This window comes from Acidovorax sp. SUPP3434, assembly GCF_030159015.1.
Taxonomy (GTDB): domain Bacteria; phylum Pseudomonadota; class Gammaproteobacteria; order Burkholderiales; family Burkholderiaceae_C; genus Paracidovorax.
On the sequence record NZ_BQXL01000025.1, the window covers coordinates 21,372 to 34,860 of the forward strand.

General features: G+C 69.8%; 11 protein-coding genes. 2 read left to right on the forward strand and 9 right to left on the reverse strand.

What is annotated here, in order from left to right; genetic code table 11:
* Positions 1 to 9 precede the first annotated feature (9 nt).
* The gene (locus AVKW3434_RS22965; protein ID WP_284407665.1) at positions 10 to 1,176 is read right to left on the reverse strand and encodes a YopJ family acetyltransferase; all 1,167 of its coding nucleotides are present in this window, start codon (positions 1,174 to 1,176) and stop codon (positions 10 to 12) included.
* A gap of 649 nt (positions 1,177 to 1,825) precedes the next feature.
* On the reverse strand, positions 1,826 to 2,896 hold the full coding sequence (locus AVKW3434_RS22970; protein ID WP_284407666.1) for a bile acid:sodium symporter family protein: 1,071 nt from the start codon (positions 2,894 to 2,896) through the stop codon (positions 1,826 to 1,828).
* A 96-nt stretch (positions 2,897 to 2,992) separates the two neighbouring features.
* Between AVKW3434_RS22970 and AVKW3434_RS22975 the strand changes: the two genes are divergently transcribed.
* A complete protein-coding gene (locus AVKW3434_RS22975; protein WP_284407667.1) occupies positions 2,993 to 3,937 on the forward strand; it encodes a LysR family transcriptional regulator in 945 nt (314 codons plus the stop codon).
* Positions 3,938 to 3,992: 55 nt separating this feature from the next.
* Here the strand turns inward: AVKW3434_RS22975 and AVKW3434_RS22980 are convergent, their stop codons facing one another.
* From AVKW3434_RS22980 to AVKW3434_RS22990, 3 genes are all read right to left on the reverse strand, one after another.
* Positions 3,993 to 4,577 carry a hypothetical protein gene (locus AVKW3434_RS22980; protein WP_284407668.1) on the reverse strand — a complete coding sequence of 195 codons (585 nt, stop codon included), beginning with the start codon at positions 4,575 to 4,577 and terminating at the stop codon, positions 3,993 to 3,995.
* 104 nt (positions 4,578 to 4,681) lie between these two features.
* Entirely contained in the window at positions 4,682 to 5,503 is an 822-nt protein-coding gene (locus AVKW3434_RS22985) for an NUDIX hydrolase (RefSeq protein WP_284407669.1), read from the reverse strand.
* On the reverse strand, positions 5,500 to 6,486 hold the full coding sequence (locus tag AVKW3434_RS22990; protein ID WP_284395259.1) for a quinone oxidoreductase family protein: 987 nt from the start codon (positions 6,484 to 6,486) through the stop codon (positions 5,500 to 5,502). The genes AVKW3434_RS22985 and AVKW3434_RS22990 overlap by 4 nt, the downstream gene beginning before the upstream one ends.
* 134 nt (positions 6,487 to 6,620) lie before the next feature.
* On the opposite strand from AVKW3434_RS22990, the gene AVKW3434_RS22995 reads away from it, so the two are divergent.
* Positions 6,621 to 7,529, forward strand: coding sequence for a DMT family transporter (locus tag AVKW3434_RS22995; protein ID WP_284407670.1), 909 nt, complete (start codon positions 6,621 to 6,623; stop codon positions 7,527 to 7,529).
* Positions 7,530 to 7,674: 145 nt separating this feature from the next.
* On the opposite strand, the gene AVKW3434_RS23000 is transcribed toward AVKW3434_RS22995, so the two are convergent.
* From AVKW3434_RS23000 to AVKW3434_RS23015, 4 genes are all read right to left on the reverse strand, one after another.
* A complete protein-coding gene (locus AVKW3434_RS23000) occupies positions 7,675 to 10,350 on the reverse strand; it encodes a bifunctional diguanylate cyclase/phosphodiesterase (RefSeq protein WP_284407691.1) in 2,676 nt (891 codons plus the stop codon).
* On the reverse strand, positions 10,350 to 11,462 hold the full coding sequence (locus AVKW3434_RS23005; protein WP_502869166.1) for a TRAP transporter substrate-binding protein: 1,113 nt from the start codon (positions 11,460 to 11,462) through the stop codon (positions 10,350 to 10,352). The genes AVKW3434_RS23000 and AVKW3434_RS23005 overlap by 1 nt, the downstream gene beginning before the upstream one ends.
* Before the next feature lie 175 nt (positions 11,463 to 11,637).
* Positions 11,638 to 12,609 (reverse strand): magnesium/cobalt transporter CorA, encoded by a 972-nt coding sequence (corA, locus tag AVKW3434_RS23010; protein WP_284407671.1) that lies wholly within the window; start codon positions 12,607 to 12,609, stop codon positions 11,638 to 11,640.
* Between the two features lie 48 nt (positions 12,610 to 12,657).
* On the reverse strand, positions 12,658 to 13,467 hold the full coding sequence (locus AVKW3434_RS23015) for a metallophosphoesterase family protein (RefSeq protein ID WP_284407672.1): 810 nt from the start codon (positions 13,465 to 13,467) through the stop codon (positions 12,658 to 12,660).
* Positions 13,468 to 13,489 lie beyond the last annotated feature (22 nt).

Genomic DNA, 13,489 nt, shown 5'->3' on the forward strand with positions numbered 1-13,489 from the left:
GCAGCGCGTTCAATTGCGGTAACGGTCCTGCCAACGGCGGTCCACACCGTCCATGAACGCGCACAAGTCCTGCACCTCTCCCGGCGGGCAAATGGCGGCATGCTGCAAGGCCTTGTCGAGGAAGGCGATGCGCTTGAGCTCGATCGATGCGCTTTGCATCAGCGGGCCGGAGTGCCGCGCATCGGCTTGCGGCCAGCGCGCGACCCGGTGGGCATCGTGGCGCTGCACCAGCGTTTGCCCCTTGCGGTTCAAGGGATCCGATGGGTTCATCGGGCTCCGGGCCAGATAGGCCAGCACCTCGTTGCGGGACTGGGCGTGCTTCATGAATGGCAGACCGACCCAGTCCGCTGCGTCCACGGCATAGTGCCCCAGAAGGCCCGTCCGCGGCGCCTGCGGCGGCACGGCAGGATCGGTCGGCGCAAGGTGCCGGTCTTGCGCAACGGCGCTCGCACCACGCTTGCCGGCGTCCCGCCGAAGCCGCGAGGAAGAATCGGCATCGGATTCTGAATCCGAAGATTCCACGCCGTCACCATCGCTTTCTCTGCCGAAGCTCTCGTCGTCGCTGGAGTATTCGGCCGGCTGCAGCAACTCGGCCTCGACCGGCACCGCGGCGAACGGCAGCGGCGCGCCGCGCAGGCGCTGGTCATGCAGGGCGTCGATGGAGGCATCTTTGTGGCACTTCAGGGCCATCGAAAGGGCAAAGATCCTGCAGGAACGCAGGCTCTTTTGCGCCGGCACGTCCGCAAGCAGCAAAGGCCAATCGTCCGGCAGGTGCAGATGGCTCGCCATCTCGGCGGCCGTGATGAGTGGCTCGGCGTTCCCCGCCAAGGACGGGCTCAGGTGCACGATCGAGCCACGGCGGCCGGGCTGACCCGGCAACCCGTCGATCCGCACGTCCAGCGCAAGGTTGTGGGCCGAGTTGTCCAGGACGACCCGCCAGCGCCCCGGCGGCGCAGCCTTCAGGAACTGCGTCCATTCCGCGGAGCCGAAGCCTTCGTTGTAGGGCACCACGCCCCGGTCGTCGGGCTCGTTGACGTGCGCATAGACCAGGCGCAGTTGTGGGTCCTCCGCATTGAGCGCAGCCACCATGGCCGGCATGGCCAGCTTGTCGAGCTTGCGGGTGGCATCGGGCTCCTCGTCCGGGCTGGCGCCCTCGTCGTGCAGGTCGGCAGCCACCGCGCGCAGTTCTCTCAACCAATCGACCACCTGGCGCCTCTGCACGGCAGCCGTGTCGCCTTCCGGCAGGGCGACATGGGGAGCCGGAGGAAGGGCTAGCCTCATGGGCAGACACAGGCCGCCTGGGGAGGCCGACGGGGTGGGCACGCTGGGGCGGTCGGGCACGGGCGCCAGCAGGCGGGCTTCGGGCTCGATGCCCATGCGCGACAGGGTGGACGCATTGTCAAGCAATGGCGCATCCGCATGGGCTCTCACCCATCGCCACAGCGCAGTGCGGGCGGGCGTCATCGGCAGCGCAGGCCCGGAACGCCGCGGCGGCAGAGGCGGACCGGCCTGCCCCGGCAGGGACGAGGGACCGGTCAGGCGCGGTCGTTGCGCGGGGCGTTGATCCGCGGAAGTCGTGGCTTCCTGCGCAGTGGCGGGACGGGGCCGGCGGGACGACGAAGGAACAGAAGGCACCGGGCTGGGCATGGGGTCGGGGGAGGAGGGACGCCCCCCGGCCATCGGCGAGCACAGGGCAAGATGGCACGCCTCGGGCGCCATCGCGCCCACCCGCGCGAACCGGCTGCGCGTTAAGCGAAGCGGGGGTGCGCCGTCTCTGCCAGCCACCCGGCCCCGCAACGCCCTCCATCAGCCCCTGCCCTCGCCCCTACGGAACCCGCGGCGTCTCGGCCGCGCGGGCCGCTGCCGCATGGCCGGCGATGCGATCCGCGGGGGCGAGCCCCTCGGGCCGGCGGGCATAACGCTGTGCGAGCACCGCGCACACCATGAGCTGCAGCTGGTGGAACACCATCAGCGGCAGCACGATGGCCCCCACCGCGTGCGAGGCGAACAGCACCTTGGCCATGGGCACGCCGCTCGCCAGGCTTTTCTTGGAGCCGCAGAACACCACGGTGATCTCGTCCTCTTTCGAAAACCCGAACCGTCGGCTGATCCACGTCGTGGCCGTCAGCGCGATGGCCAGAATCACCGCGCACACGACCAGCAGCCCGGCCAGCGCCGGCAGCGGAATCTGCCGCCACAGCCCCTCGATCACCGCCGCACTGAAAGCCGTGTAGACCACCAGCAGGATCGAGCCCTGGTCCACGAACTTGAGCACCGCGGCACGGCGCTGCACAAAGCCGCTGATCCACGGTCGCAGCAGATGGCCCGACAGGAAGGGAACGAACAATTGCAGCGTGATGCGCCCGATGCTGGCCAGCAGATCATGCGTGCCTCCACCCGCTGCGCCGGCGGCGCCATGCGCCATGGGAACGCCCGGCAGCAGCCAGCCCACCAGCAGCGGCGTGATCACGATGCCCAGCAGCGTCGAGCCCGAGGCAGCGCACACGGCGGCAGGCATGTTGCCGCGTGCCATGGCGGTGAAGGCGATGGCCGACTGCACGGTCGCCGGCAGCACGCACAGGAAGAGCACGCCCAGGTACAGCTCGGGCGTGACCAGCGGCTGCAGCACCGGCCGCAGCGCCCAGCCGATGAGGGGAAAGAGCACGAAGGTCGAGGCCACCACCACGAGGTGCAGGCGCCAGTGCGACAGGCCGGCCACGATGGCCTCCCGCGACAGCTTGGCGCCGTGCAGGAAGAACAGCAGCGCCACCGCGGCCAGCGTGGCCTGCTCGAAGCCCTGGGCCACCCGCCCCGAGGCGGGCAGCAGGCTGGCCAGCGCCACGGTGGCGAGCAGCGCGAGGGTGAAATTGTCGGGAAGGAAGCGGGAGCGGGCCATGGAACACTGAACCTTTGCAATCGGATGGCCGCCATTAGGCCCGGGGCGCGATCCAAAGAGAAATGGATTTATCTGATGGTTTTATGATGGGAAATCATGAATGTCACGCTGCGCCAGCTCCATGTCTTTCGCGCGGTCGCCGCCACGCGCCATTTCAGCCGCGCGGGCGAGCAGATCGGCCTGACGCAACCCGCGGTCAGCCGCTGCATCACCGAACTGGAGGCGCAACTGGGTCTGCAGCTGCTCAACCGCACCACGCGCGAGGTCGAGCTGACCGAGGCGGGCCGCAGCCTCGCCGCCCGCCTGGAGCGCGTGCTGGAAGACCTGGACGCGGTGCTGCTGGACGTTCGCGGCATGGCGTCCGAACGGCGGGGCCGGGTGCGCGTGGCCAGCAGCCCCACGCTTTCGGCCCACCTCATGCCTGACTGCATCGCCCGCTGCCAGCGCGAGATTCCGGGGCTGCAGATCGTGCTGCTGGACCGCATCCAGAACGACGTGCTGGCGAGCGTGCTGTCGGGCGAAGTGGATTTCGGCGTGGTGATCGACCCTGGCGAGCGCGAGGCGCTCACCTGCGAGGCCATCCTCACCGAGCCCTTTTGCGTGGCCTGCCCGCCTGGCCATCCTTTGGCGCGCCGGCGCAGCGTGCGCTGGACCGATCTGGAGGGCGAGCCGCTGGTTTTGCTCGACCATGCCTCGGGCAGCCGCCGCCTCATCGATCAGGCGTTTTCCGCCCAGGGCGTGGCCGCCACCGTGGCGCAGGAGGTCGGCCATCCGACCACGATCTTTCGCATGCTGGCCGCGGGCCTGGGCATCACCGTGGTGCCCACCCTGGCCTTGCCGCCAGAGGGCTTGCCCGGCGTGGCGGTGCGCCCGCTGCGCCCGCGCGTGGACCGGGAAATCGTGCTCGTCCACCGCCGCAACCGGGCGCTGGCGCCGGTGGCCCAGGCCGCGTGGGACTTGGTGCGGAAGGTGGCCCAGGAGCGGCAGGCAAAAGATCCGACCCGTGCGGAGCCAAGGTACTTGACCAAAGCGACGCCATAACACTTGCATCGCCCGGCCCTCGGAACCTGCTCGCAATGGCTTGGCGTCGGCAACCCTAACGCCGAGGCGCAGGCCCCGCGTCGTAATCGCGGTTCTGGATCGGGCCGCTGCGTCCAAGAACACGCCCGCTCGCTGGCGCGGTTGCTTCGGTAGAAGCACCGCTTGGGGCTGGCTCACCTGGATTCACCCGGTGTTGATAAAACTCCTTCGCGGCGGGAGTGTCGAACATCATGGTTTGAAAGTCAGGATCGAACGAATCCTGGCGCTCGAACCTCGGGGACGGAAAAGGCACAGAGGCCGGTGGCATTTCAGTTTTAGGTTTGGGTGTGTAGCTGCCCGGCGCATACATGCCACCCACTCTGGCCGCTTCCGCCATCAACTGTTGGTGCCGCTGCTCCTTGACGCTGAGTGGGCGGGCCGAAGACGACTCCCCACCGGTCCGCGTGCGAGGGCGAGCGCCCTGCTCCGACGCAGTGGCGCCCGATTGGGCACGAGACGCAGGCATTCCCGACAGAGCGGCCTGCGAATGGCGCGATGTTTTTCCTGAAGAGCTTCCAGAGGCCTTTTTGTCCCCCTCTTTGGGCTGTGCTTGCGCATCGGATGACTTGCGCCCGATGCCTAATTTGCTGAGGCCGAACATGGAGTGCTTCCCTCGGGTGAGAACATGGGTTCACTTTAGTCCCGCAGTCTGCCCGCGCAGCCCATGATGCGAAGCAAGATTTCAATGAACGCAGCGCTCCGGGATCACCAGCCGTAGAACCCCGCCAGCACCAGCGCCGCCTCCGGCGTGAATTCGCCCCGCGCCAGCCGCGCATGCACCTCGGCGGCGGGCAGCAGTTCGAACCGCTCCACCTCGCCGTCCTGGTTCTCTGGCATCAGGCCCTCGGGCACGGTGGCGTGGAACCAGTCGATGCGCTCGACCATGTAGCCCACGCCTTCGCCATCGCTGCTGGGCCGGGCGAAGTCCACGTGGCCGCCGTGCACCACGGCGTGCAGCGCGCTGGTGCGCAGGCCCGCCTCTTCCCAGGTTTCCCGCTCCAGGGCCGTGTCCAGCGTGTCGGCGGCGCTGACCATGCCGCCCATGAGCGTGTCCCACTTTCCAGGGTGGGTGGGTTTGTCGAAGGCGCGTTGCTGCACCCACAGGCAGCCCCCCGGCGCGCTGCCCACCAGGTGCACGGCCTGGGTGGCGAGCCCCAAGGGGCGCACGGCGCCGCGCTCTACGGTGCCGATGCGCTCGCCGGCGGCGTTGCGCACGGCGAGCTGCTCGTCGCGCCAGGCCCCGCAGCGGCCGGCCTGGCGCAGCGCCTGCGCCAGGGCCGCCAGGGCGGCGGTCGCGTCGCCCGCCGGGGCATCGAGGTGCCATGCAGGCGCACCGAAATGCTCCTTTTTTAATAGCAACCAAGGCAAAGAATCTCCCGGCGTGAGGGCGATTTCATCCAGAACGCCATCGGCCACCGAGCCCACGGCATGCCCGGCCACCAGGAACGGCAGGCGCGGCGCGGCGGGGGGCTGCTGCGCCTGGCGGCGCGCGGCGGGCACCCAGCCCGGCACGGGTTGCCCGCTCATTCGAGGGTAAGGATGGTGCAGCCCGTGGTCTTGCGGGCCTCCAGGTCGCGGTGCGCCTGCTGCACGTCGCGCAGGGGGTGGCGCTGCTCGATGTGGATCTTGACCGCGCCGCTTTGCACTACCGCGAACAGGTCGTCCGCCATGGCCTGCGTGGCCTCGCGCGTGGCGATGTGGGTGAAGAGCGTCTGCCGCGTGACGTACAGCGAACCCTTGGCGCCCAGCACGCCGGGCGGGAATGCCGGCGCCGGGCCCGAGGCATTGCCGAACGTGGCCATGAGGCCGAAGGGGCGCAGGCAGTCGAGCGATTTCTCCCAGGTGTCCTTGCCCACGGAGTCGTACACCACCTTCACGCCCTTGCCGCCGGTGATGTCCTTCACGCGCGCGGCGAAGTCCTCGGTGCGGTAGTTGATGGCGTGCGCCGCGCCGTTGGCGAGGGCCAGGCGGCATTTTTCGTCGCTGCCGGCCGTGCCGATGAGCTGCAGGCCCAGGGCCTTGGCCCACTGGCAGGCGATCAGGCCCACGCCGCCGGCGGCCGCGTGAAAGAGCACGTGGTCGCCGGGCTGCAGGCCCTCGGCGGGCAGCGTCTTCTTGAGCAGGTACTGCGCCGTGAGGCCCTTGAGCATCATGGCCGCGCCGGTCTCGAAGCCGATGGCGTCGGGGAGCTTGCAGACGGTCTTGGCGGGCATCACGCGCACTTCGGAGTAGCTGCCGGGCGGGTTGCTGGCGTAGGCCGCGCGGTCGCCGGCCTTCAGGTGCGTGACGCCCTCGCCCACGGCTTCGACGATGCCCGCGCCCTCCATGCCGATGGTGGCCGGCATGGGCAGCGGGTACAGGCCCGTGCGGTGGTACACGTCGATGAAGTTCAGGCCCACCGCATGGTGGCGGATGCGGATCTCGCCCGGGCCGGGGTCGCCGACGGCCACATCGACGACATGGAGTTCTTCGGGGCCGCCATGCTGGCGGATCTGGACGGCAAGGCTCATGGGGAACACTCCTGCAAGCTGAGAAGGGGGAAAGAACGAGAGAACGAAAAGCGGGCGACCGGCTGACGGAAAGCGGGTGAATCCTGCCATGTTTTGCCGCGGCCTGCCGGAGCGAGGCGCTACAGTCCTCGCCCATGACGCAACGACTCACCCCGGGCACGATCGCCCTGCTGGCCACCGCGCCGCTGCTGTGGGCCGGCAACGCGGTGGTGGGCCGGCTGGTCCACACGCTGGTGCCGCCCGTCACGCTGAACTTCATGCGCTGGGCGCTGGCGTTCCTGGTGCTGCTGCCGCTGGCGTTCCGCGTGCTGGGGCCGCAAAGCCCGCTGTGGCCGCACTGGCGGCGCTATGCGGCGCTCGGGCTGCTGGGCATCGGCTGCTACAACGCGCTGCAGTACATGGCGCTGCAGACCTCCACGCCGCTGAACGTGACGCTGGTGGGCTCCAGCCTGCCGCTGTGGATGCTGACGGTGGGCGCGCTGTGCTTCGGCGCGCCCGTGCGGCGCCCGCAACTCATCGGCGCGGTGCTGTCCATGGCCGGGGTGCTGCTGGTGCTGAGCCGGGGCGAGTGGGGCCAGCTGCTCGCGCTGCGCCTGGTGCCCGGCGATCTGTTCATGGTGCTGGCGACGATCTCCTGGGCGTTCTACAGCTGGCTGCTGTCGCGCACGCACGAGCCGGCCACGGTGCGCGCGGACTGGGCGGCGTTCCTGATGGCGCAGATGGTGTTCGGCCTGGCCTGGTCGGGCGCCTTCGCCAGCGGCGAATGGGCCCTGGGCCACACGCACATCGAATGGGGCTGGCCGCTGGCCGCGGCGCTGGCCTTCATCGCGCTCGGGCCGGCCATCCTGGCCTACCGGTGCTGGGGCGTGGGCGTGCAGCGCGCGGGCCCGGCGGTGGCAGGGTTCTTCATCAACCTCACGCCGCTCTTCGCCGCCGTGATGTCGGCGATGTTCCTGGGCGAGACGCCGCGCCCCTACCACGCGGCGGCGTTCCTGCTGATCGTGGGCGGCATCGTCGCCTCGTCCCGGCCCCACAAGGCCTGAACGGCCTTCTGAGGCAAAACGGCCTCCAGCGCAATAAACACTAGGGCATAAAGCTATTAAAAATATAGCAAACCGGCAATCCGCCCGCGGGCCGGGTCGCTGACGCGGCCGGCCCGAAACACAGGCGCCGCCGGGTCAGGGCGGTTCAGAGCGGCCCGGGCAGGGGCGCACTCGGCGCGGCGGTGCCGGCAAAGCGCTCCACCAGCTCCTCGACCGGCAGGGGGCGTGCGAAGAGGTAGCCCTGGTACAGGTCGCAGCCGTGCAGCGCCAGGAAGTCCTTTTGCTCGGCGGTCTCCACGCCTTCGGCGATCACCTGCAGCTCCAGGTTGCGCGCCATGCCGATGATGGTCTGCACGATCACGTCGTCGGTGGGGCGCACGCCCAGGTTGCGCACGAACGACTGGTCGATCTTGAGCTGGTGCAGCGGCAGCCGCGTGAGGTAGGCCAGCGACGAATAGCCGGTGCCGAAATCGTCCACCGAGAACCGCACGCCCTTGGTGCGCAGCAGGTGCATCTTGGCGACCGAGTCTTCCACGTTGTCCAGCACCAGCGACTCGGTCAGTTCCAGCTCCAGCAGGTGCGGGCGGATGCCGGTCTCCTGGATCACCTCGACCACGCCCGCCACGAAGTCGGGGTGGCGGAACTGCCGTGCGCTCACGTTCACCGACACGTGCACGTTGCGCAGGCGCGGATCGCGCTGCCATTCGGCCAGTTGCTCGCAGGCCGTGCGCAGCACCCACATGCCGATGGGCACGATCAGCTCGCTCTCCTCGGCCACCGCGATGAAGTGGCCGGGGGCCACCAGGCCGCGCTCGGGGTGCTGCCAGCGCAGCAGCGCCTCCACGCCCACCATGGTGCCGGGCAAGGTGAACTGCGGCTGGTAGTGCAGCACGAACTGGCCCTGCTGGATGGCGACCTGCAGGTCCACTTCGAGCTGCGCGCGCTGGGTGATGACCACCTGCATCTGCGGATCGAAGAAGCACAGGCCGTGGCCGCGCCGGGCCTTGACCTGGTACATGGCGATGTCGGCCTGCTTGAGCAGCTCGGCCGCCGACTGCCGCGAGTCGCCGAACACGGTGGCGCCGATGCTGCAATTGCTGTGGTGCGTCTGCGCCCGCAGCTGGTAGGGCTTGCTGAGCGCCAGCAGGATCTTCTCGCCAATGCGCCGCGCCAGCGTGGCGGCCTCCTGCGGGTCGCGCGCCAGATCGCACAGCATGACCACGAACTCGTCGCCGCCCAGCCGCGCCACGGTGTCGGTGGTGCGCACGCAATCCTTCAGGCGCACCGCCACCTGCTGCAGCAACAGGTCGCCCACTTCGTGGCCCTGCGTGTCGTTGAGGGTCTTGAAATGGTCCAGGTCCAGGAACAGCAGCGCCCCCAGCTCGCGCGAGCGCGCCGCCGTGGCGGCGGCCTGGTTGAGCCGGTCCAGCAGCAGGCGCCGGTTGGGCAGGCCGGTCAGCAGGTCGTAGAAGGCGAGGTTCTCGATCTCGGCGCTGGCCAGGCGCAGGTCGGTCACGTCGTGGTAGGAGATCATCAGACCGCCCTCGGGCGTGGCGCGCTCGGTGATCTGGATGAAGTGGCCGTTGGGCAGCATCTGCTCGTGCGTGCCCTGCGGGTGGCGCTGCAGCGCCAGGCGCTGGTCGACCCATTCGCGGCGCTGCCGCTCGCTGGCCTCGGGCAGGTGGTGCAGCACCGTCGCCTCCAGCAGCGCGCGGAACGGCAGGCCATTGGTCATCACGCCGCGCAGCCAGGGAAACATGTCCTCGAAGCGGCGGTTCCACTGGAGCACTTCCAGGTCGCGGCCCAGCAGCACGAAGCCGGTGACCATGGAGCCCAGCGCCTGGTCGAGCGTGGACTTGGAGCTGGCCAGCGCCATGCGCGCGCGGTTCATGCGCGTGAGGTAGGCGATGGTGAACAGGCCCGCCACGGCCACGGTCACGCCGAAGAACAAGGCCACGAGCACGATGGCCGTGCGCTCGCTGCGCCAGGCCGACAGCGCCGCCGCTTCGGGCAGGCTGGCCGAGATCCAGAAATCCGGGTACAGGATGGGCCGCGCCACCACCAGCGACGACACGCCGGTGATGCGCGCGCCCTGGCCCCACGCGCTGATGGGCACGCCGACCTCGCTCAGCGGATGCACCCGCGCACGGTGGCGCGCATCGCCCCGGCCCGAGAACCCCAGCAGCATCTGCCCCTGTCCGCGCTCCAGCGTGACCTCCAGCCCGGAAATGTCCACCGCCTGCGTGAGCACCGACACCAGCATGCTGGTGGGCACCTGGGCAACGGCGATCAAACGCTCGCCGTTCAGCGCGCGCACGTGGCGGGCCACATACAGCACGCGCTCGGAACTGGCGAAGCTGATGGTCGGCACGCTGATCGCCAGCGTGGGCACGGGCTGGCCCATGACTTCTTCGAAGAAGCCCAAAGGCAGCTCCATCCCCACGCGCCCGCCGGCCGTGTCCGAGGAGGCGACCACCTTGCGCTGCCCGTCCAGCAGGGCCACGTAGCGCACCATGAGGTTCTGGCGCGCGGCCGCGCGCAGCAGCTGGCTCACCGCGCCGGGATCGCGGGATTCGTGCACCTGCTCGCGCATCGCCATCAGGTCGGCGGTGCTGGCCAGCAGCACATCCAGGCCGAGCAGCGACCGGTTGACCGCAGCCTCGGCGCCGGTGGCAAAGCGCGTGACCTGCGCCTCGCTCTCGGCCAGCGCGGAGTGCCGCGTGCTCCACACCAGCCATGCGGCCGCCCCGGCCAGGGCCAGCAGAAACACGGCCACGACACTGCCGACGGCGATGCGGATGCGCCTGGAAATGGACGGCATCACGGGGCCCGGGGGGCGGTGATGCCGCGCGCAGGGCCGACGGTGCGGTTCCAGAGATCCACGCAGGCGGGGCCGCAGCGCCGCTGCCAGTTCGCCAGCACGGTGGTGCGCAGGATCTCCACGCGCCGCGCATCGTCGGCCGCCGACACCGGCACCACCACCATGGACCCCTTGGCGCCCTTCACGCAGGTGGGCCGGCCCGTGTTGCACGCGAGCCCCTCGGTCGTCTCGCGCTCGGCATCGGCCCAGATGGCGGCCTCCAGGCGGGGCACCTCGCGCTGCAGCAGGGTGCGCAGGTCGGGGGGCAGCGAGTTCCACACATCGCGGTTGGCCCCGAAGATCGACAGGCCCCAGGTGAGCGGCATGGGATAGACGTACTGGGTCACCTCGTACAGCCCCATGGTGTTCCCCGACATGGTGCCGGTCACGGCGCATTCGCTGTCGCCGGCCTTGAGGCTGGCCACCATCTGGCCGAAGCCCGTGTGCACCGGAATGCCGCCCACCGCGCTGATGAAGTCCGCCTGCGAGGCCGAGGCCACGCGGATGCGCCGGCCGGACAGGTCGGCCAGGCCCGTGAGGGCGTTCTTGCAAAAGATCACCTGGGCCGGATAGACGTAGATGGCCAGCATCTCCATGTTGCGTTCCTGGCGCAGCGACGCCTGGAGGTAGGGGCGAAACGCGGCCACCGTGGTGCGCAGGCTGGCGATGTCGGGACTGAGGCCCGGCAGGTCGGGCGCCGTGTACTGCGGGTACTGCGCGGTCAGGGAGCTCATCAGCACGGTGCCGAAGGGCACCACGCCCAGCTCGACCAGGCGCAGCATCTCCATGCCCGGCACGCCCGCGCGGTCGAACGGCACGATGGTGGACGAGAACCGGCCGTTGCTGAGCCGGGCGAGCTCCTGCGTCCAGAACGGCGCCTCGCGCTGCGTGTACTGCGACAGGGCACCCAGGCTGCCGACCACGCGCAGCATGAACGGCGCGGGGGTGGGGGCCGGCGCCCATGCGCCTGGCCCGCCGGACGGTGGGCTCTGGGCATGCCCCGCCAGCGGAGCGCAGCAGAGCCAGGCCAATGCCAGTCGGCACAGTGCGCGGGTCAGAAAAAGGTGTTGCATGAAGGAACGCCGTGGTTCTTGTTGCCGTGTCGCCGCCAGAGATTTCTCCCTCCCCGGCTTTTGTACCATCTTGCCGCGATTTGACCAATGGGCCGCGCCCGGGGGCGCTCCGTTTGGCAACACCTGGGCCGCGAGGCGGCCCCCCTCGCGCCGCGCCCGGATGCCGTGCGCGCGCTCAGAGCCAGCCCGCCCGCCGGAAGCGGTAGTACAGGTAGCCGCACACGCTCAGGATGAGCAGCAGCGCCGCCGGGTAGCCGTAGGTCCACTTCAGCTCGGGCATGCCCTCGAAGTTCATGCCCCAGATGCCGGCGAACGCGGTACAGACCGCGAAGATGCTGGCCCAGGCCGCCAGGCGCTTGGTGATCTCGTTCTCCTCGATCGTCACCATCGACAGGTTCACCTGGATGGCGGTGCCGATGGTGTCGCGCATGGCGTCGATCGAGCCGTTGATGCGGCTCAGGTGGTCGAGCACGTCCCGGAAATAATCCTGCGACCCCATGCACACCTGGGGCACGCGCCCGCCGTGCAGCTTGCCCACCCCTTCCATCAGCGGCGCCACCGCACGCTTGAGCACCATGGCTCGGCGCTTGAGTTCGTACAGGCGCTGGATGTTGTTGTGCGGCGCGCCCTTGGTGAAGATCTGCTGCTCGATCTGCTCCAGTTCCACCTCCAGCGCGTCGATCACCGGAAAGTAGCGGTCCACCACCGCGTCCAGCAGGGCATACAGCACGAAGCCCGATCCGGTGCGCAGCAGTTCGGGCTGGCGCTCGCAGCGCTCGCGCACGCCCAGGAACCCGAGCTTGCTGCGGTTGCGCACCGACAGCACGTAGTTGCTGCCCACGAAGACATCGACCTCGCCCACGTTGATGCCGCCCTGCTCCGGGTCGGGCTCGACCAGATGCAGGACGGCGAACAGCGAATTGCCGTATTCCTCGATCTTGGGGCGCTGGTGGCCGTGCTGGGCGTCCTCCACGGCGAGTTCGTGCAGGCCGAACTCCTGCTGCATCTCTGCGAGCTCCTGCGGCGTGGCATCGGCCAGGGCCACCCAGACGAAGCAGCCCGGTAGGGAGACGTAATCGCTGATGTGGTCGACCGAGATATCGGCCAGCTTGGCACCGTTTTGGTAGGCAACGCAATTGATCAGCATGGGGCAATTCAGGACGACGGCAACGCCCTGGATCTTGCCATGCCGGCGCTACGTTGCGGCGCTCCCGAGGTCCCTGGGCGGCAGTGGCAGAAAAGCCTGCAGACGCGCGTCGTAATCCCAACGCGTCAGCCGGTGGCGCGCCGGCAGCGCCTCGGTGCCGGACCGCACGGGCGCCGGATGCTCCAGCGTCACCAGGCTGTTGGGCGCATGGGCACGCAGGCGCACCGACACGGCCGTGCCCGCCCGGGCCGCCCACAGGCCGGGCAGCACCTCGGCCAGGCCCGGTTCGTGTGCATGGCCGGACAGCAGCAGCTGCGCACCCGCCTCCCGCCAGCGCGCGAGGGCCTCGCCTGCGCGGTGGGGCCGGTGCTCGGTGTCGCTCGTGGGGTGCACCACCAGCGGGTGGTGCGTGACCACGATGCGCCACCGGTCGCGCGGGGCCGCGGCCAGGCGCTGCGCCACCGCGTCGATCTGGGCATGCGACAGGCTGCCGCGCTCGTGCCGCCAGGGGCGCGTGGTGTTGACCCCCACGGCCAGGAAGCCGTCCACGTCGCACACCGGCTCCAGGTCGCGCCCCCACCAGCGCTCGTAGCGGCGGTAGGCCCGGCCCAGCCGCTCCCACCAGGCGAACAGCGGCACGTCATGGTTGCCGGGCATGACCAGCAGGCGCGGCACACCCAGCCCCGCGATGAACGCGTGCGCCTGCTCGAACTGCTCGGCCGTGGCGCGCTGCGTGAGATCGCCCGACACCACCAGCAGCGAAACGTCCAGCGTCTTGACCAGCCGGGCCACCGCCGCGCACACGCGCGGATCGTGCGCACCGAAGTGCAGGTCCGACAGGTGCATGAGAACGCTCATGGGCGGCCTTCGGGGCGGGCGG